Source organism: Brevundimonas sp. AVps31, assembly GCF_058681355.1.
The window spans coordinates 2540085-2559326 of the sequence record NZ_CM178736.1; the positions used below are offsets into that span (position 1 = coordinate 2540085).

A 19242-nucleotide genomic window follows, 5' to 3' on the forward strand; every position below is an offset into this window, starting at 1 on the left:
TCGTTCCGCTTTCCTGATCGACTGGCTTGGACCCGTCTGCCGGGGGGCAGGCTGGAATAGCGGGGTTCGCGGCATGTCCATCTGGCTTGCTCTGGCGGCGTTAGCCAATCTGGCCGCTGCAGACCCGTCCACCGTCAAGGATTGGGGACAGACGCTTCTAGACGATGCGACGGCCGTTCACGCCGAGATCGCCTCCAGCCATCCCGGCATGGTCAACGCCGATGATCCCGGGTTCGCCAGCCTGAACGACGCGCAGTATCGCCTCGCCTTGGAGCGGGCCGGGACGGCTGACAGCTATGAGGACTATTTTTTCGCGCTCCAGCATTACGTCGCGGCTTTCAACGACGGGCATCTGAGTTTCGGGGTGTATGGCGCTACACCGGACCAGCCGCGGCGATGGCCCGGTTTCATCGCGCGCGATGACGGGAACCGTGGGCTGGTGGTGACTCATGCCGAGCCGTGGTCGGGACTGGCCGTCGGCGCAACCGTCGTGTCCTGCGACGGACGGGACGCCTTTCATCTGGGAGAGGCCCGTATCGGTGCGCGCCTGGGTCGTTGGGCGCTCGCTTCGGAACGGGTGCTTAATGCCCCTATGGTCATGCTGGACACGGGGGGACCCCTACGTCCCGCCGCTCAGGCACTGCGAATTCGACGTCGCGGGCGTTCGCCTGGCCAAGGATCTCGAGTGGCGAGATGCAGGGCAGCGCTTTTACTCACATTACGACGTGTTTGCCTTGCCGCCCCCCGGCGCTATCAAGATGCGACGGCTTCAGGACGGCGGCGTCTGGATCAGTCTTCCGACCTTCGACGGTAATCCCGAAAGCGAGGCGGGGCGCGACCTCGGCGCGCTTGTCACGGCAATCGAGACCCAGGCGGAGACCCTGCGGCAGTCGCCCGCCATTGTCTTCGACCTGCGAGGAAACACGGGCGGATCATCGCAGTGGTCGGTCCAGATCGCTCGGACGCTGTGGGGAAGCGGTGCATTCAGCCGGACGCCGGAGGCGCCGATGACCGTGGTCTGGCGGGCGTCTGCTGCCAATCTGGAGTCCCTGCGCGAGACCTTGCAGCAGCGTGACGCCCGTGGCGCTATTTCGAATGAGGCGCGAGACTGGTTTCGGTCCACCATCGCCGGACTGGAGGCCGCTATCGCCCGAGGGGATGATCGCTGGATCATAGAACCGAGCGTCAGCGCGCCGTCTCTGTCCGCTCCGACGCTGCCGTATCATCCGCCGGTGGGCGGCGTTTTCGTATTGACGGACGAAACCTGCATGTCCGCGTGCCTTGACGCTGTGGACTTGTGGGTCGGGCTCGGGGCCGTTCCGGTCGGACGAGAGACAGGCGCCGACACCATCTACATGGAGACGCGGTCATTTGATGTGCCGAGCGGTCTGGGAGCCATGTCGTTGCCAATGAAATTCTATATCGGCCGCAGACGAGGCCATAACCAGCCGGTCAGCCCGGTTCACAGGTTCGACGGCGACATGAACAACACCGAAGCGCTCGATGTCTGGCTGTCGGGGCTTCCACGCTAGCCCCAGCCGGCGGCGCCCGATGGCTCAGAACCGCTTCAGTCCTCGGAGAACCCGGCAGGCGGTGTCTCTCGCAGTCCGGGCCCTTCCACCGCGCGTCCCATGAACTGACGCGCCGCCTCGGCGAGCAGGCCGGAACGGGTCATGCCCCGGACCTGGGCCGCCGTATCGACCCGTTTCAACAGGCCGGCGCCGATGGAGATGTTCACCCGCACCGGCGCGTCCTCGATCTCGGCGTCCACCAGCAGACGTCCGGCTTCGATCACCTCGGGATCGGTCGGAATGGCTTCCAGCGCCGAGGAGGCGGGCAGCGCCATTCCGTCCTCCATCATACCTTCGAGATGCAGCCCGAGCGCGTCGCGCGCATCTGCGATCAGTTCGACCATGCTGTCAGAGGCGGTGACGCAGCCGGGCAGATCGGGGAAAAAGGCGCTGTAGCCTTCCTTCTCGCTGCCTTCGACGATGGCGACGTAAACGACGGTGCTCATTCTGCTCACTTTCGCCGGAAGCTGAGGCCGGACTGACGCTCGATACTCTTCAGCGTGCCGATTTTCAGGTCTTTGGTCGGGTGCGGAACGGTGACGCGCCCCGGCTTTGACGGATGCTTCAACTGAACGTGCGAACCCTTCTGGGTCACGCGCCGCCAACCGTCAGCTTCCAGAATCGCGATGACCTCGGCGCTCTTCATGACCGGTCCGCTAATGTGGGAAGAAGTGTACCATACACAAGACTACACACAAGAGCGCGCGGTCGCGCGTCACCCCACCTGCGCCCTGTGCCTCAGCATCGCGTCGGCAAGCACGCAGGCGGCCATGGCCTCGACCACCGGCACGCCGCGCAGGGCGACGCAGGGGTCATGGCGGCCTTTTGTGCGCAGGTCGGTCTCGGTCCCGTCGCGGGTGATGGTCTGGCGCAGGGTCAGGATGGAGGAGGTGGGCTTGAAGGCCACGCGCGCGGTCAGGGGCTGGCCGGTGGAAATACCTCCCAGGACGCCGCCCGCATGGTTGCTCAGGAAGACCGGCTGGCCGTCATCGCCCAACCGCATCTGGTCGGCGTTCTCCTCGCCGGACAGTTCGGCGGAGTCGAAGCCCGCGCCGATCTCGACGCCCTTGACGGCGTTGATCGACATCATCGCGGCGGCAAGTTCGGCGTCCAGCTTGCCATACAGGGGCGCGCCCCAGCCCGCCGGGACCCCGGTGACGTCCAGCGCCACCACGGCGCCGATCGACGAGCCCGCCTTGCGAACACTGTCGAGGTAGGCTTCCCACGCGGGCACGACCTCGGCGGAGGCGGCGAACAGGGGGTTGTCATAGACGGCGTCGAAATCGACCGCGTCCGGCGCAATGCGGTGCGGCCCCAGCTGGACCACGCCCGCGCGGATGCGGACGCCGTCGCCCAGCACCTTGCGCGCCACGGCCCCGGCCGCGACGCGCATCGCCGTCTCCCGCGCCGAGGACCGCCCGCCGCCGCGCGGATCGCGCACGCCGTATTTGGTCTGATAGGTGAAGTCGGCGTGGCCGGGGCGGTAGGCGCGGGCGATCTCCCCATAGTCCTTGGACCGCTGGTCCTCATTGTCGATCAGGATCGAGATCGGCGTGCCCGTGGTTACCGGCCCGGCGCCGTCGTCGAACACACCGGACAGGATGCGGGCCGTGTCGCTTTCCTTACGCTGGGTGACGAAGCGGCTCCCGCCGGGCTTGCGAAGGTCCAGCCAGGGCTGAAGGTCCGCTTCGGTCAGAGGAATATTGGGCGGACAGCCGTCGACGACACAGCCGATCGCCGGCCCGTGGCTCTCGCCCCAGGTGGTCACGCGAAACAGATGGCCGAAGGTGTTGTGCGACATGACTGACGCTTAGGCCGCCATGCGGTCCGGCGTCCAGACGCGGGTGAACCGGACCAGCAGATCCTCGGCCGCCGACGGCGCGTCCTCGGACGGCGTTAGCGTCACGAACAGATGCCCCTGCGGCCGCGACCCGCGGGCCGGCAGGCCCAGCCCCTTCAGCCGCAGACGCAGCGGCTCCTGTCCGGCCACCACCCATGCCGAGCGCGTGCCGGCGTGGGTTTCGATCTCCAGCCGGCCGCCGTCCTCGATGACGCGCGGCGGGACGGGCCAGTCCATGTAAAGGTCGTCGCCGATGGCGGTCAGCCCGTCTGCGCCCCGGATCAGCACCGGCAGGAACAGATCCGCGCCGTCGTCCGCGCCGCGCCTGAGGCGCAGTTTTTCGCCTGACCTCAATCCCTTCGGCGCCTTCACCTTCAACCGCCGTTCGCCGCGCCACACCGTCACGCTGCCGCCGTTCAGGGCCTGCAGGGGGGTGATGGCGATGATGGTTTCCGCAGCCGTGGGGGCGGGCGTCGCGACCGGCGCGTCCAGCGCGGACAGCCCGCCTCGCGCCTGCACCAGCCGCCACGCGGCGATCACCTTGCGGAAGCGGGCCTCATCGCCCCCGTCCTGGTCCGGGCGAGCCGCCTTCACCGCCGCGCGGAAGGCCGCCGTCAGGGCCTCGCCTTCGGCGGGGCCGGTCAGGCCCAGCAGGAGCCAGGCTTCGCTGAGCGAGGAGACCTCGGAGGAGGGACGTGCGCGCATCCCGACACCAAACGCCCAACGTGGTGAAGACCGGCTTAACCGTGACGGCCCTCCCGTTTTCGATCCGCAGGGTCTATCTGGGAGCCATGACCGCACCTGTGATCCCGCCCAGCCCGACCCGCGAAGAGTATGCGGAGCAATACGCCGCCGCCCTGGCCGCCAATGGCGACGAGACCATCTTCAGCCGGAGCGAGCCGGTCGGCCTGTTCGTCGAATGGCTGGAGGACGCCAAGCGGTATGAGCCGAACGACGCCAATGCGATGGCGCTGGCGACGGTCGACGCCGACGGCCTGCCCGATGCGCGGATGGTGCTGTTGAAGGACGTCGATGGACGCGGTTTCACCTTCTATTCCAACCGCGAGAGCGCCAAGGGCGAGGCGCTGGCGGCGAATCCGTCGGCGGGACTGCTGTTCCACTGGAAGACCTTGCGCCGTCAGGTGCGGGTCCGCGGCCGGGTCGAGCCGGTGAGCGTGGAGGAGGCCGACGCCTATTTCGCCAGCCGGGCGCGGGAGAGCCAGATCGGCGCCTGGGCTTCGGACCAGTCGCGCCCCTTGGCCGACCGCGCGGCGCTGGAGGCGGCGATCGAACGCCAGACCGCGCGGTTCGAGGGGCAGGACGTGCCCCGTCCTAAGCGCTGGACCGGCTGGCGGGTGATTCCGGACAGCGTGGAGTTCTGGCGCGACCGGCCTTTCCGCCTGCACGACCGCCTGCTGTTCACGCGCGACGGCGACGGCTGGACGACGACCCGCCTGCAGCCCTGAGGCTGTCAGGCGCCGTAGCGGGCCATGAAGGTGTCGATGACGTGGGCCACGACCTCGGCATTGGTGCGGCCGGCGCGGACCTCGTCGCCAGTCACCAGGGGCACGAAGAAGACCGGGTGTTCGATCATGCCCATCAGCTCGCCCGCGGCCCATGAGCTCTTGGGCATATTCTTCAGGCCGCCGCGCGTCTGGTGATCCTTCAGGATGCCGATCAGGGTCGCGCCGAACTCGGTCCGGCCCTTTTCGAAGAAGCGGCGGGCGGTGGCCTCGAACCGCGGGCGTTCGGCCATCACCAGCCGGAAGACGGAACGGACGAAGCCGTCGCCCATGAAGCCGGCATAGGCCTCGGCGAAGCTGGTCAGCTGAATCCGGGCGTCGCCGTCACAGGCGCGAACGCTGGCCATCTGGCGCGAGAACTGGTCGGCGGCGTCGTCGATGACGGCGGAGAACAGCTCCGACTTGCCGGCGAACAGGGCATAGAGGGTGGCCGTGGACACCCCGGCCTCCCGGGCGATCGGCTCGATCCGCGCTCCGGCGTAACCCTCCGAAATGAATGCGGCGCGCGCGTAGCGCAGGATCACTTGGCGCTTCAGGTCCAGGGAGGGGGTCTCGCCGATATGGCCGGTCATCTTGGAATTCATCGCTCGCGGAACCGCCAAGGTGACGCACCTTCGGACAGACGGCAAGCGCCTGTCAGAACACGTCAGGCGCGAGCCAGCTCCACCAGCAGCGGATGGGCCAGCACCGGCGCCGCCAACCGCACCACGGCCTGCGGATCTTCCAGCCGCACGGCCGCCGTGGCGTCGGCGACGACGAAATCGGCATTGACCCGCGAGGGTTCGGTGAGGCGTTCGTGACCCGGGCGCACGGTGCCGAGGTACTGGGCGATGACCGATTCCGCCGTCCGCCCCCGTTCGGCCTGATCGCGCAGCAGGCGGCGGATGAAACGGATATCGGCGGGGGTGTCGACGAAGACCCGGATGTCGAACAGGGCCGTCAACGCCGGGGTGCACAGCACATGGGTGCCCTCGACGATCACCACCTCGGTCGCCCTGACCGGTTCGCCGCCCGGTTCGCGCCCGTGGTGCAGGAAGGAATAGAGCGGAGCGACGATGTCTCGCCCGGCCTTCAGTTCGGACAGGTCGCGGATCATCAGCTCGTGATCGCGAGCGGCGACGTCGTCGAAATCGAAGGTCGCGGCGTCGAAGTCGGGCAGGCTGGCGGCGTCGCGGTAATAGGAATCCTCGCGCACCAGAACCGCCGCACCGTCAGGCAGGGCCGAGACAAGGGCTTCGGCTAGGGTGCTCTTGCCCGAGCCGGAGCCGCCGGTGATTGCAATGAGGATGGCCATGCGCGGCCTTCTAGGGCGGGGCGCGCGTCCCGGCTAGTCCGGAGCGGGACAGGATGCCGCAGAACCGGCGCTTCCCGGGTGTCGTTGACCTTGCGTCACGTTGCTTATCGGCAATCGCGCCGATAGCGTGACGGCAAGCGTCCCGTTCAGCGGATGCAAGTTCGAGGGATTGCAAATGCTTGGGTTGATGCAGGACTGGCCGCTGACGGTCGACAAGATCATCACGCACGCCAACAACTGGCATGGCCACCGCGAGGTCGTGACCCGTTCGGTCGAGGGGCCGATCGTCCGCGCCACCTATGCCGAGATCCACTCGCGCGCGCGTCGCGTCACCAGCGTGCTGCAGGACTGGGGCGTGCAGACCGGCGATCGCATCGCCACCCTGGCCTGGAACACCGGCCGCCACATGGAGGTCTGGTACGGCATCATGGGCATGGGGGCGGTGTGCCACACCCTGAACCCGCGCCTGTTCCCGGAGCAACTGGCCTACATCATCAACCACGCCGAAGATAAGATCATCTTCGTCGATCTGACCTTCATCCCCCTGCTGGAGGCCGTGCTGCCGCACTGTCCCAGTGTGGAGCGGGTCGTGGTGCTGACCGACGAACTGACCATGCCGGCGACCCGGCTGCCGGGCGCGGAATGCTACGAAGCCCTGCTGGCCGGCGCGTCCGAGGATGTGGTCTGGGGCGGGTTCGAGGAACAGACGGCCTGCGGCCTCTGCTACACCTCGGGCACGACCGGCAATCCCAAGGGGGTGCTGTATTCGCACCGCTCGAACTTCATCCACACCCTGCTGGGCATGCAGTCGACCGTGCTGGGCGCCTCGCCCAGCGAGGTGATCCTGCCGGTGGTGCCGATGTTCCACGCCAACGCCTGGGGCATCGCCTTCGCCGGCCCCGCGGGCGGCACCAAGCTGGTGATGCCGGGCGCGCGCATGGACGGCGCCGCTATCTATGAGCTGATCGAAAGCGAGGGCGTGACCTTCTCGGCCGCCGTGCCGACGGTCTGGCAGGGCCTGCTCACCCACCTGCGCGAGAACAACCTCAAGATTCCGACCGTGAAGAAGGTCCTGATCGGCGGCTCGGCCGTGCCGGAAAGCCTGATCCGCGCCTTCCATGACGAGTTCCAGATCGAGGTGCTGCAGGGCTGGGGGATGACCGAGACCTCGCCCATCGGCACCCTGTCCAACATGACGCCCGAACTGCGGCAACTGCCGTACGACGAGCAGATGAAGTGGCGGGTCAAACAGGGCCAGCCGCCGCTGGGCGTTGAACTGAAGCTGAAGAACTACGCCGGACAGGACATGCCCCACGACGGGCACACCTACGGCCGTCTGATGATCAAGGGGCCGACCATCGCCTCCGGCTATTTCAAGGGCGACGGCGGCGAGATCCTCGACAACGAGGGCTATTTCGACACCGGCGACGTCTCGACCATCGACGAGCAGGGCTTCATGCAGATCACCGACCGCGCCAAGGACGTGATCAAGTCCGGCGGCGAGTGGATCAGCTCCATCGAGATCGAGAACATCGCCGTCGGCCATCCCAAGGTCGAGCTGGCGGCCGTCATCGGCGCGGCGCACCCGAAATGGGACGAACGCCCGGTGCTGGTCATCAAGCTGAAGCCCGGCGAGACGGCGGACAAGCAGGAGCATCTGGAGTTTCTGGTCGGCAAGATCGCCAAATGGTGGATGCCGGACGACGTCGTGTTCGTGGAAGAAATCCCGCTGGGCGCGACCGGCAAGATCGACAAGAAGGTCGTGCGCGAGCGGATGAAGGACTATCGTCTGCCGACGGCTGGAGGTTGAGATCATGGCGAGAACCGCGGTGAAGGGTAAGGGCGCGGTTCTGGGTCTGGCGGTGGTGGCTTTGGCCGCCCCCATCCTGGCGCTGCTTTGCGTCGTCGGGGTCCGCAGCGGTCTCCTGTCGCTCGAGATCGGCTATGACCTGCTGATGGTCCGGGTGGGCTGGTGGCTGGCCTGGGTCGGGGCAGCCGCGGCTGTGCTGGCCGTCATTCTGGCCCTTCGAAACCTGCGCGAGCTCGGGCCCCTGGCGCTGGCGGCGGTGATCGCCGGCGGGGCGACGCTCGGCGTGAACCTCTGGCAACGACAGGAACTGGCTGCGGGACCGGTCGAGAATGTCAGCACCGATCTGGCCGAGGTGCCGGGCTTCGGCCGCCTTCGGCCCGACGACATGGGGCAGGGCGCCACCGTCGGGGCCGAGGCCTGCCCCGGCGCCCTGCCGGTCATGTCCCAGGTCGCGCCGGCCAGCGCCGCCTGGGCCATTCAGGAGGCGGGGTTCAACATCGGCCAGACGGGCGTGGCTCGCGCGGACGGCAGTCGCCGGAGCATCTGGTTCGGCTTCCGCTACGACGTGGTGATCCGCATCCGTCCCGGTCGCACCGACATCCGGGTCGCCGCCCGCGAGGGCCGGCCGCATGGCGGCGAAGCCTGTCGTCTGGTGACGCGCATCAGCAGCCTGCTGCAGCCGGCAGCCTGATCCGTCAGGCCGGCAGGTAGGCGGCCTGCAGACTCGCCTCCGGCTCGGCGACGGCGCGCCCGGCTTCGACCAGCGCGATCAGATGCGCCCAGACCGAGAGGGAGGCCGCGGGCCACAGTCGGCTGTCCACGGTCGCATAGAGGGTCGGCACCATGTCCGCGATGGTGCGGTCGCCCGCCTCAAGCCGCGCCAGCACCTGCGCCTCCCGCCCGAGCCGGTGCGCCCTGTAGGCTGCGAGAAAGGGCGCCACGTCGGTCACGGGCGCGCCATGGGTCGGCCACAGGGTCGAGAAGCCCCGCGCCATCACCGCTTCAAGGCTGGCCATATAGGCGGTCATGTTCCCGTCCGGCGGGGCCACCACGGTGGTCGACCAGCCCATGACATGGTCGCCGCTGAACAGGGCGTTCTCGTCCAGCAGGGCGAAGGCCATGTGGTTTGAGGCATGCCCTGGCGTGGCCACGGCCTCCAGCGTCCACCCGTCGCCCTCGATCCGTTCCCCGCCCCTCAGCACGACGTCGGGAGCGAAGGTCTCGTCCTCGTCCTCATCCGGCGTGGCGGAAACGTGGACGGTGCGCAGGGGCGGTTGGGCCGCCAGCACCGTCGCGCCGGTCGCCGCGGCGAAGGGGCGGGCCAGCGGCACGTGATCCCGGTGGGTATGGGTGACCAGCACATGACTGACGGTCTGGCCCTGGACCGCGGCGAGCAGCGCCTGCAGATGGGCGTCGTCCAGCGGGCCGGGGTCCAGAACCGCCACGCGCGCGCCCGGCGTATCACGACCGACGATGTAGGTTCCCGTGCCGGTAAAGGTGAAGGGTCCGGGATTGTTGGCGATCACCCGCCGGATCAGCGGCGAGACGCGATCGACCCGGCCATACTCGAAATCGAACTCACGAACGAAGGGGATCAACGGTCTCTCCCGGGGCGGTCCGGTGCTTGCGTTAGGACCTCGTAAACCTTCCGCGGAGTGCCCGATATGGCCGTTTCCATCGCCCTGGCTGTTTCAAATCGGCTCCTGCCCATCGCGGGGGCCTTCCTGTGTATCATGGCGGCGCAACTGGCGGTCGCCTCCTGCACCCCCGAGCCCGCGCCCTACGCGGCCCGTGTGGCGATCGTCCGCTAGGACAACCCGGGCTACAGCGGCAGCCGACTGAGGTCGTAGCCGGCGGCGGCCGCCGCCTCGCGCAGGCTGTCGGGATCGGCGTCCTCCTGCCGCCGGGCCAGGGCCCAGGCCACGGTGGAGCGCATGCCCGAGCGGCAGAACATCAGGGTGCGCCCGCCGCTGTCCGACTCCGACGCAAGACGTTCGGCCACCAACGCGACGGCCTGCGGATCGGGCATGCCGCGCACCGGCGCGTGCAGGTAGCTCAGCCCGGCCGCGACGGCCGCCGCTTCCATCTCGGCCGACGAAGGCTGACCCGCTTCCTCGTCATCAGGACGGTTGTTGATGATCGATGTGAACCCCTCGGCCGCGAGGACGGACATATCTTCCGCCCGCAGCTGCGAGGCCGCGCTGACCAGGGGCGAAAGGGGTTTTGAATCCGGCATGGTCACTGTCTCCTGACGCGAACGGCGCCGCTGCGGCCGACGACCAGCAGATAGCTGCCCAGCGCCCCGCGTCGCACCCGGACCGTCTCTCCGGCGCGATTGTTGATGCGTACGCGGTCCGTGTCGGTCTGGTTCCAGGTGCTGCCGTCGGCGAGCACGAAAGTCCAGCGTCCGTCGCCCGACTGGGTCGCGCGGGTCAGGGTTGTCTCGATCGCATCGATGCGGTCCTCCGGCCGGGGGGGCTGCAGGATGTCGGCGGGAGCGATCGTCGACCCGAAGGCCTCGCGCCGCGCCGCCGTCGCCTGCCGGCGGTCCACGACCAGGATGTCTCCGCCCTGCAAGGCGGCGTCCAGCGCCATCGCCGCCCGGTCGAAACAACTGAGTCGGTCACTCGCGACGGAAATGGCCCGGCAGGCGGACAGGTTCGCGATCGCAGGCGATCCGGCCGGGGGCGCCGCCTGTCTGGCGGCCGTCGGACTCGCCAGGGCGAAAACGAGGATGATCAGCGGGGCGCTCGAGAGTCTGAGGACCATAAATCCCTCCGGGGTGGACGTTGCGGCACCGGTCTTGTCGCAGGCCCTGATCATTTGGGCCAGCCGGGGCTGTAACAGAACGTGTCGAGAATGCGACACATCGCTGACGTCCGCACTACAGGGGTGAAATTTTCTAGCTTGGTGGGCGAGTCAGTGCCTAACTCGGAAGGATTGGGGAGATTTCATTCACCTCAGGGTCAATATTTACGCAGCCGCGATGCCGCGCCAAAGATTGGTGGAGGCATCAAGAGGGGAGACTACCTTGAAATTCCAACAAAACCGCCGACGCCTGCTGGCGACGACGATCATTGCAGGGGCTTCGGCTTTCGCTTTCGCCGCGCCGGCCATGGCGCAGGAAGCCGGTCCGAGCACCATCGATGACGTCGTCGTCACCGGCTCGCGCATCGTCCGTCAGGACTATGTGGCCAACAGCCCGATCTCGACCGTGACGTCCGAGCAGATCCAGGCCCGCGGCGACGTCAACGTCGAGCAGATCCTGAACCAGCTGCCGCAGGTCGTGCCCGGTCTGTCCGCCAACTCCAACAACCCGTCGAACGGTTCGGCCACGGTCGATCTGCGCGGCCTGGGCGCCAGCCGCACGCTGGTGCTGGTCAACGGCCACCGCTTCATCCCCTACGACAAGAGCAACGCGGTCGACCTGAACAGCATCCCCACCTCGCTGATCGAGCGTGTGGAAGTCGTCACCGGCGGCGCCTCCGCCGTTTACGGCTCTGACGCCCTGGCCGGCGTCGTCAACTTCATCTTCAAGCGCAACTACGAAGGCTTCGGCTTCGACACCCAGTACGGCATCAGCGGCTACGGTGACGGCGAGCAGTTCAACGCCTCGATGACCTTCGGCTCGAACTTCGCTGACGATCGCGGCAACGTGACCGGCTTCGTCGGCTATTCGGATCGTGACGGCTTCGCGCCCAACGAGGACCGTCCCTGGTCGCTGTCCAGCTTTGCCGGCGGTTCCGGTACGGGTGAATACGGCGGTCTGAACAACCTCGCCCTCAACCCCTACACCGCCGCGGGCTGTCCCACGGCCAACCCCTGCCGCCGGTCGTTCCGCACGCCGGGCGTCCCGGGTGCGTTCAACAACGACTTCGGCCTCGGGCCGACCAGCGACCGTTACGATTTCGCCCCGGTCAACCTGCTGCAGTCGCCGTCCGAGCGTTTCAACGTCGCCCTGATGGGTCACTACGACGTGACCGACAAGGTCGAGGCGTTCGCCGAGGTCTTCTACACCGACAGCCGCAACAACTCGCAGCTGGCCCCGACGCCGGCGACCGGCATCGCGATCCCCTACACGAACTTCTTCGTGCAGAACTCGCCGGCGCTGCTGGCCTACGCCAACTCGCGTCCCAACCCGACCGCCGATCTGAACTTCGACCGCCGCATGACGGAAGTCGGCGCGCGTATCCAGAACAACAACACCGACGTCTATCAGATCAACACCGGCCTGCGCGCCGATCTGGGCGGCGACTGGGAGCTGGAAGGCTACTACAGCTACGGCCGGACCGAACTGACCACCTCCATCCAGAACGACGTCTCGCGCTCGCGCCTGAACGCCGCCCTGGCCGGTGGCGGCACGGCGACCAGCTGCGCCCCGTCGGTGCAGATCCTGTTCCCGACCTGCGTGCCGATCAACCTGTTCGGTCGCGGCACCATCACGCCGCAAGCCGCTGCCTTCGTTCGCCTGAACTTCACGGACCGCAGCATCTTCGAGCGCAACAATGCTCAGCTGAACCTGACCGGCACCCTGTTTGAATTGCCGGCCGGCCCCCTGGGCTTCGCCGCCGGTGTCGAATACCGCGAAGACAGCCTGTCCTATACGCCGGATGACGCCAAGAACACCGGCGACATCTACGGCTTCAACGCCGAACGCGCCGTCTCGGGCAGCAGCTCCTCGAAGGAAGCCTATTTCGAGGCCTCCATCCCGCTGCTGCGTGATGCGCCGTTCGCCCGGTCGCTGGAACTCGAAGTCGGCGCCCGCTACTCCGACTACGACACCGTCGGCGGCGTGTGGTCCTACAAGTTCGGCGGTTCGTGGGAACCCGTCGACAGCCTGCGCCTGCGCGCTCTCTATCAACGCGCCAGCCGTGCCCCGAACGTGTTCGAACTGTTCCAGGCCAACGACCAGGGCTTCCCGGCCGTTCTGGACCCCTGCACCACGATCAACCCGGGCACCGGCGCCGCGCGTACGCTCAGCGCCGGCGTGCGGAACTTCTGTACCGCACAACTCGGCTTCGATCCGGTCACCGGCGGCTTCGTCGCCCAGAACACCCAGACGGAATCGTTCTTCTACGGCAACCCCAGCCTGTCCGAAGAAAAGTCCGACACCGTCACCGTCGGTGCGGTCTGGCAGCCGACGTTTGCTGAAGGCCTGTCCTTCTCGCTCGACTATTACAAGATCGAGGTCGAGGACTACATCGGCACGATCTTCGGCGGCGTCTCGGGCATCGTCGGCCAGTGCTTCGCGGCCGGCGCCGCGGCCTCGGGCACCACGGGTGCGCCGGTTTCGACCGTCGCGGCCTGTAACGACGCGGGCATCGGCCTGCCGCTGATCTACCGCGACGCGGCCGGCAACCTGAAGGCGCGCGCGCCTCTGGGCAACGTCTCGGCCCTGTCCACCAGCGGCGTCGACTTCTCGACCCGTTACGGCTGGAATGTGCCGTGGGCCGGCGGGATGTGGGGCGAAAAGCTCGATATCGCGGTCAACCTGACCTACCTGGACAGCTACGAGCTGGACGGCATCGAGTACAAGGGAACGGCCGGCGCCTATAACATCAGCGCCACCCTCCCCGAGTGGAAGGCGAACGTCTCGCTGGGCTACGATGTCGGCCCGGTGCGTCTGGCCTATTCGGGCACGTTCATCGACGAGATGGACAACCAGGGCAACATCCCTGACTTTGCCGACGGTGGTTACATCGGTGTCGACGCCTACTGGTACCACGACATCAGCGCGACCTACCAAGCCACGGAAAGCATGGAGGTCTTCGCCGGTATCCGTAACCTGCTGGACGAAGATCCGCCCGTGTTCGACAACGCTCCGGACGGCAACACCGACCCGAACGCCTATGACGTGAACGGTCGCTACTTCTTCGTCGGCGCTCGCCTGAAGTACTAGACCTGACGAAACGTGCGTAAGATCGGGCGGCGGGGCTTCGGCTCCGCCGCCTTTTTCTTTGCGCCGCGCCTGCCGTAGAAAAACCATCGGGGCGCTTCAGGCGTTGCCGTATCCTCCCGACCCCCGTGGTCGCCATTCAGATGCCTGTCTCCATGATCGCCAGCGTTCTCGCCGCCCTGTTCCTGACCCAGACCCCGACCGCGCCGCAGGACGGGCCCGTCGTCACGGCTCCGCCTCCCGCCCGGACCAGCGACGGTCCCATCGCCACCGCCGCGCCGTCAGACGGCGAGACGCGGGACTCCCTGCGCCTGCGGGAGGCCGTGGCCTACGCCAACCCGATGCCGCGCGGCGCGCCTGACGCCGACTATCCGCTGGTGGCCTGGTGCGAGGCGCTGGTGAACGGTCACGTCGCCCTGGGCGAGACCCTCACCGGCCGCGACGATCTGGACAATGACATCATCCGTCTGGGCCGGCTGGAGGCGTCGGACTTCCGCTCGGCCCTGCAGGTCGCCCAGTCGCGCCAGAGCGCCGCGACCCTGACCGCCGCCCGCGCCGCCGCCGCCGAGGCGACCGCCAAATGGACGCCGCTGAAGGATCAGGACGAGGCGACGCGCAGCCAGGCCTTCGGCCTCTTCTTCGGCCTGCCGGGCCGCTGCGAACACGCCGCCCGCCGCATCCGCGACAACATCACGACCGCTCCGGCGACGCCCGCGGACGTCGGTCTGGAATAGACGAGAGCCGGGCGACGCGAGCCTCGGCGCCTGTCATCCCGGATCGCTGCTTCGCGGCGTCCGGGATGACAAGGCCGTTCTGACTAAGCCGCCTTCGTGCGCCCGACACTCGCCGGGTCGTAGTTGAGGATCGGCGCCAGCCAGCGTTCCGCCGTCGCCACCTCCCAGCCCTTCCGCGCCGCATAGTCCTCGACCTGATCGCGATCGATCTTGCCGACGCCGAAATAATGGCTCTCGGCATGGCCGAAATACAGGCCCGAGACCGAGGCCGGGGGCGTCATGGCGAAGCTCTCGGTCAGCGCCATCCCTGCATTGGCTTCCGCGCTCAACAGTTTGAACAGCGTCGCCTTTTCGGTGTGATCCGGTTGCGCCGGATAGCCGGGGGCAGGGCGGATGCCCTGGTATTTCTCCTCGATCAGATCCTGCACCGTCGTCTGTTCGTCCGGGACATGGCCCCACAGCTGGGTCCGCACCTCCTTGTGCAGCCGCTCGGCGAAGGCCTCCGCCAGACGGTCGGCCAGGGCGGTCGCCATGATCGAGGAATAGTCGTCCCCGGCGTCCTTGAACCGTTTGGCGATCTCCAGCTCCCCATGGCCGGCGGTGACCGCGAAGGCGCCCAGGAAGTCGTCGCCGTCCTCGGCCACGAAGTCGGACAGACACAGGTTCGGCTTGCCGTTGGTCTTGGCGATCTGCTGGCGCAGGCCGTGGAAGCGGGCGGCCTCGACCGTGCGCGTCTCGTCGGTCCAGACCACGATGTCGTCGCCGCGCGCATTGGCGGGCCAGAAGCCGACCACGCCTTTCGCGGTGAACCAGCGCTCCTCGACGATCTGCTTCAGCATCGCCTGCGCGTCCTTGAACAGGTCTTTCGCCGCCTCGCCGACGATCTCATCCTCGAGGATCAGCGGATACCGCCCGATCAGCTCCCAGCTGGCGAAGAAGGGGGTCCAGTCGATGTGGTCGGCCAGGTCCTGCAGGTCCCAGCTGTCGAAGGCGCGCACGCCCAGGAAGGACGGGCGGGCGGGCAGGGGCGTCGCCGCCTGCGGCCGGAAGCGGTTGGCGCGGGCGACGGGCAGGGCGGCGCGCGCCTTGACCTCCTGACCCCGGGCGAACTGCTCCCGGATGCGGATGTATTCGTCCCGCGTGGCGGCCTCGTTCTTCGCCTTTTCGGTCTCGGACAGCAGGCCCGAGACCACGCCGACGGCGCGGCTGGCGTCGACGACATAGGTGGTCGAACCGCGATGATAGGCCGGCTCGATCTTGACCGCCGTATGGGTCCGGCTGGTCGTCGCCCCGCCGATCAGCAGCGGGATCGACATCCCGCGCCGCTCCATTTCCGACGCCACGAAGACCATCTCGTCCAGCGACGGGGTGATCAGGCCCGACAGGCCGACGATGTCGCAATTGTGCGCCACGGCCTCGTCCAGGATGCGGTCGGCCGGGACCATGACGCCCAGGTCGATGACCTCGTAGTTGTTACACTGAAGCACGACGCCGACGATGTTCTTGCCGATGTCGTGGACGTCGCCCTTGACCGTGGCCATCAGGATGCGGCCCGCCTGCTGGCGCGGCTGGCGCGGCTTGCCGGCCTTTTCGGCCTCCATGAAGGGCTCCAGCCAGGCCACGGCCTGTTTCATCACCCGGGCCGACTTGACCACCTGCGGCAGGAACATCTTGCCCGAGCCGAACAGGTCGCCGACCACATTCATCCCGTCCATCAGCGGGCCTTCGATGACGTGCAGCGGGCGTTCGACGCCCAGCCGCGCCTCCTCGGTGTCGGCCTCGATAAACTCGGTGATGCCGTTGACGAGGGCGTGGGCGATGCGGGCCGCCACCGGCTGGTCGCGCCATTTCAGGTCCACGACCCGCGCCGCGCCCTTCTCGCCCTTGTAGTTGGGCGCCATGTCCACCAGCCGCTCGGTGTTGGAGACATTGGTCCGCTGCGGCCGGTTCAGGATCACATCCTCGACCGCCTCGCGCAGCGGGGGATCGATGTCGTCATAGACCGGCAGGTCGCCGGCGTTGACGATGCCCATGTCCATGCCGGCATTGATGGCGTGGTACAGGAAGACCGAGTGGATCGCCCGGCGCACCGGCTCGTTGCCGCGGAAGCTGAACGAGACGTTCGACACCCCGCCCGAAATGCGGGCGTAGGGCAGGGTGGCCTTGATGACCTTGACCGCCTCGATGAAATCGACGGCGTAGTTGTCATGCTCTTCGATCCCCGTCGCGACGGCGAAGATGTTGGGGTCGAAGATGATGTCCTCGGGCGGGAAGCCGACCTCGTCCACCAGGATGCGGTAGGCGCGGGTGCAGATCTCGATCTTGCGCGCGGCGGTGTCGGCCTGACCCACCTCGTCGAAGGCCATGACCACCACGGCCGCCCCGTAGCGCAGGCATTTGACCGCCTGCTCGCGGAACTCGGCCTCGCCCGCCTTCATCGAGATGGAGTTGACGATCGGCTTGCCCTGGACGCACTTCAGGCCCGCCTCGATCACCTCCCATTTGGAGCTGTCGATCATCACCGGCACCCGGGCGATGTCGGGCTCGGCCGCGATCAGGTTGAGGAAGGTCCGCATGGCGACGACGCCGTCCAGCAGCCCCTCGTCCATGTTGATGTCGATGATCTGGGCGCCCGCCTCGACCTGCTGCCGGGCGACGTCCAGGGCGGCGTTATAGTCGCCCTCGACCACCAGCTTGCGGAATTTGGCCGAGCCGGTGACGTTGGTCCGCTCGCCGACGTTGATGAAGATCGGGCGCATCAGGCGTAGGCCACCCAGCCGTGCCACGACAAACCCTGGAACACCGGTTCGATCCCGCCGAATCCGGCCTCGCGCAGCAGCGCTTCGTCGCGTGCGGGTCCGACGCAGTTGAGTTGAGTGCGCACCCGTTCGTGCGCCTCCTTCAGGACCTTGGGGTCCATCTCGCTGTCGCTGCCGAACTTCAGATAGCGGTCGAACCGCCGGCCGGAGGCCGGATCGGTCTTGTCGATGCTCAGATGGGCGATGACGAAGGGCGCGCCGGGCTTGAGCCGGCCGTGGATGGCCTTCAGCGTCTCCAGCTTCGCGCCGTCGTCCGGGACGAAATGCAGCGTCAGCAGGCAGGTCGCGGCGTCGAACGGCCCTTCGGGCGCGTCGAAGGTATAACCCTCGATCCAGTCCACGGACGCGGGGTCGCCCAGATAGGCCCGGCCCTGGGCGATCATCTCGGCGGACGGATCGACGGCGCAGAACCGGCCCTCGGGCAGGGCGTCGATCAGGGTCCTGAGTTCCAGTCCGCCCCCGCCGCCGATCACCAGGGTTTTCGCGGGCGCGGCTTCGACAAGCAACTGGGCCATGATGCGGTGCAGGCCATCGAACCCGGGAACGATCTTCCGGGGCCGGTCGGCATAGGTCCGGGCGTGGTCCGGGTCCTTGAAAAGCTCGGCGATCTTGTCGGTCATTACGCTACCAATTCGAAGGGTTCGAGGCCGGACAGCCGCATGGCCACCGGCCGCTCCGGAATCCCGCGGGGCGGGATCGTCGCCACCTCTTCCGCCACATGCCGGATATGGTCCGGCGTCGTCCCGCAGCAGCCGCCGACGATGTTGACCAGACCCGAGCGCGCCCATTCCTCGATGAAGTGGGCCGTCTCGTGTGGTTGCTCGTCATACTGGCCCATGGCGTTGGGCAGGCCGGCGTTGGGGTAGGCGGCGACCAGCGTATCCGCGACGCGGCTCAGCTCGGCGATGAAGGGGCGCATCAACTCGCCGCCGAGGGCGCAGTTGAAGCCGATGGCGAAGGGTTTGGCGTGGCGGACGCTGTTCCAGAACCCCTCGGCCGTCTGGCCCGACAGGGTGCGGCCCGAACGGTCGGTGATGGTGCCTGAGATCCAGATCGGCAAGGGCTCCAGCCCCTCGTCCTCAAGGTCCTTGATGGCCTTGATACAGGCCTTGCAGTTCAGCGTGTCGGTGATGGTTTCGATCAGATAGAGGTCGACCCCGCCCTCGTGCAGCGCCTTCACCTGATGGCGGTAGGCCTCATAGACCTGATCGAAGGTCACCAGCCGCGCGCCGGGGTCGTTCACGTCCGACGACATCGACAGCATCTTGTTCAGCGGCCCGATCGACCCGGCGGCGAAGCGCGGCTTGTGCGGCTCCTTCTCCGTCCAGCGGTCGGCCGAGGCGCGGGCCAGTTTCGCCCCCTCCAGATTGATGTCCCACACCGCCTGCGCGTCGAGGTGATAGTCCTCCTGGGCGATGGTGGTGGCCGAGAAGGTGTTGGTCTCGCTGATGTCCGCGCCCGCCGCGAAATACTGGTCGTGCAGGTCCGAGATGACGTCCGGGCGGGTGATGCAGAGGATGTCGTTATTGCCCTTCATCTGGCCCGCATGGCCGAGGAAGCGGTCGCCGAGGAAGTCGGCCTCGTCCAGGCCACGGCGCTGGATCATCACGCCCCAGCTGCCGTCGAGCACGAGAATGCGGTCCCTGGCGGCCGCGTGCAGCGCGGCGATGCGTTCGGGGCGGGTCATGTGTTCGCTTCCTTCAGGAACCCCTCCGTCACGGCGCGAGCGCGCCGCGCCACCTCCCCATCGCTGCG

20 protein-coding genes are annotated in these 19242 nt (G+C 67.6%); 8 read left to right on the forward strand and 12 right to left on the reverse strand.

The genetic code is table 11. The annotated features are described in order from the left end of the window. Positions 1-73: 73 nt before the first annotated feature. Together ACW174_RS12420 and ACW174_RS12425 are read left to right on the forward strand one after the other, a co-directional pair. On the forward strand, positions 74-814 hold the full coding sequence (locus ACW174_RS12420; protein ID WP_492014736.1) for a hypothetical protein: 741 nt from the start codon (positions 74-76) through the stop codon (positions 812-814). Next, entirely contained in the window at positions 759-1532 is a 774-nt protein-coding gene (locus tag ACW174_RS12425; RefSeq protein WP_492014737.1) for a hypothetical protein, read from the forward strand. The genes ACW174_RS12420 and ACW174_RS12425 overlap by 56 nt, the downstream gene beginning before the upstream one ends. 35 nt (positions 1533-1567) lie before the next feature. Here the strand turns inward: ACW174_RS12425 and ACW174_RS12430 are convergent, their stop codons facing one another. From ACW174_RS12430 to ACW174_RS12445, 4 genes are all read right to left on the reverse strand, one after another. Beyond that, on the reverse strand, positions 1568-2017 hold the full coding sequence (locus tag ACW174_RS12430) for a type II toxin-antitoxin system HicB family antitoxin (RefSeq protein ID WP_492014738.1): 450 nt from the start codon (positions 2015-2017) through the stop codon (positions 1568-1570). 5 nt (positions 2018-2022) lie between these two features. Further along, complete coding sequence (locus ACW174_RS12435; protein ID WP_492014739.1) at positions 2023-2217, reverse strand: type II toxin-antitoxin system HicA family toxin; 195 nt, start codon at positions 2215-2217, stop codon at positions 2023-2025. Positions 2218-2286: 69 nt separating this feature from the next. Beyond that, positions 2287-3372, reverse strand: coding sequence for a chorismate synthase (aroC, locus tag ACW174_RS12440; RefSeq protein WP_492014740.1), 1086 nt, complete (start codon positions 3370-3372; stop codon positions 2287-2289). Between the two features lie 9 nt (positions 3373-3381). Further along, a complete protein-coding gene (locus ACW174_RS12445; protein WP_492014741.1) occupies positions 3382-4116 on the reverse strand; it encodes a DnaJ C-terminal domain-containing protein in 735 nt (244 codons plus the stop codon). Between the two features lie 86 nt (positions 4117-4202). Between ACW174_RS12445 and pdxH the strand changes: the two genes are divergently transcribed. After that, positions 4203-4877, forward strand: coding sequence for a pyridoxamine 5'-phosphate oxidase (pdxH, locus tag ACW174_RS12450; RefSeq protein WP_492014742.1), 675 nt, complete (start codon positions 4203-4205; stop codon positions 4875-4877). A gap of 5 nt (positions 4878-4882) precedes the next feature. On the opposite strand, the gene ACW174_RS12455 is transcribed toward pdxH, so the two are convergent. Further along, on the reverse strand, positions 4883-5506 hold the full coding sequence (locus ACW174_RS12455) for a TetR/AcrR family transcriptional regulator (protein WP_492014743.1): 624 nt from the start codon (positions 5504-5506) through the stop codon (positions 4883-4885). 74 nt (positions 5507-5580) lie between these two features. Continuing rightward, positions 5581-6228, reverse strand: coding sequence for a uridine kinase (gene udk / locus ACW174_RS12460; RefSeq protein WP_492014744.1), 648 nt, complete (start codon positions 6226-6228; stop codon positions 5581-5583). Positions 6229-6403: 175 nt separating this feature from the next. On the opposite strand from udk, the gene ACW174_RS12465 reads away from it, so the two are divergent. Both ACW174_RS12465 and ACW174_RS12470 read left to right on the forward strand, forming a co-directional pair. Next, the gene (locus ACW174_RS12465; RefSeq protein ID WP_492014745.1) at positions 6404-8038 is read left to right on the forward strand and encodes a long-chain-fatty-acid--CoA ligase; all 1635 of its coding nucleotides are present in this window, start codon (positions 6404-6406) and stop codon (positions 8036-8038) included. 4 nt (positions 8039-8042) lie between these two features. Then, positions 8043-8729: a DUF1499 domain-containing protein gene (locus tag ACW174_RS12470; RefSeq protein WP_492014746.1), complete on the forward strand. Its 687-nt coding sequence runs from the start codon at positions 8043-8045 to the stop codon at positions 8727-8729. A gap of 4 nt (positions 8730-8733) precedes the next feature. Here the strand turns inward: ACW174_RS12470 and ACW174_RS12475 are convergent, their stop codons facing one another. Then, positions 8734-9636 (reverse strand): MBL fold metallo-hydrolase, encoded by a 903-nt coding sequence (locus ACW174_RS12475; RefSeq protein WP_492014747.1) that lies wholly within the window; start codon positions 9634-9636, stop codon positions 8734-8736. A 66-nt stretch (positions 9637-9702) separates the two neighbouring features. Here ACW174_RS12475 and ACW174_RS12480 point away from each other — a divergent pair, with 66 nt between their 5' ends. Next, a complete protein-coding gene (locus ACW174_RS12480; RefSeq protein ID WP_492014748.1) occupies positions 9703-9849 on the forward strand; it encodes a hypothetical protein in 147 nt (48 codons plus the stop codon). A gap of 11 nt (positions 9850-9860) precedes the next feature. Here the strand turns inward: ACW174_RS12480 and ACW174_RS12485 are convergent, their stop codons facing one another. Further along, positions 9861-10274 (reverse strand): protein tyrosine phosphatase family protein, encoded by a 414-nt coding sequence (locus ACW174_RS12485; RefSeq protein ID WP_492014749.1) that lies wholly within the window; start codon positions 10272-10274, stop codon positions 9861-9863. A 2-nt stretch (positions 10275-10276) separates the two neighbouring features. Beyond that, positions 10277-10807 (reverse strand): hypothetical protein, encoded by a 531-nt coding sequence (locus tag ACW174_RS12490; RefSeq protein WP_492014750.1) that lies wholly within the window; start codon positions 10805-10807, stop codon positions 10277-10279. 262 nt (positions 10808-11069) lie between these two features. Here ACW174_RS12490 and ACW174_RS12495 point away from each other — a divergent pair, with 262 nt between their 5' ends. Both ACW174_RS12495 and ACW174_RS12500 read left to right on the forward strand, forming a co-directional pair. Next, positions 11070-13937, forward strand: coding sequence for a TonB-dependent receptor plug domain-containing protein (locus tag ACW174_RS12495; RefSeq protein ID WP_492014751.1), 2868 nt, complete (start codon positions 11070-11072; stop codon positions 13935-13937). Between the two features lie 152 nt (positions 13938-14089). After that, complete coding sequence (locus ACW174_RS12500; protein ID WP_492014752.1) at positions 14090-14668, forward strand: hypothetical protein; 579 nt, start codon at positions 14090-14092, stop codon at positions 14666-14668. Between the two features lie 83 nt (positions 14669-14751). Here ACW174_RS12500 and metH read toward each other — a convergent pair whose 3' ends face one another. The 3 genes from metH to ACW174_RS12515 are packed head-to-tail and all read right to left on the reverse strand — an operon-like array spanning position 14752 to position 19174. Then, positions 14752-17427, reverse strand: coding sequence for a methionine synthase (gene metH, locus ACW174_RS12505; RefSeq protein ID WP_492014753.1), 2676 nt, complete (start codon positions 17425-17427; stop codon positions 14752-14754). After that, complete coding sequence (locus tag ACW174_RS12510; protein WP_492014754.1) at positions 17427-18107, reverse strand: class I SAM-dependent methyltransferase; 681 nt, start codon at positions 18105-18107, stop codon at positions 17427-17429. The genes metH and ACW174_RS12510 overlap by 1 nt, the downstream gene beginning before the upstream one ends. Then, positions 18107-19174: a homocysteine S-methyltransferase family protein gene (locus ACW174_RS12515; protein WP_492014755.1), complete on the reverse strand. Its 1068-nt coding sequence runs from the start codon at positions 19172-19174 to the stop codon at positions 18107-18109. The genes ACW174_RS12510 and ACW174_RS12515 overlap by 1 nt, the downstream gene beginning before the upstream one ends. Positions 19175-19242 lie beyond the last annotated feature (68 nt).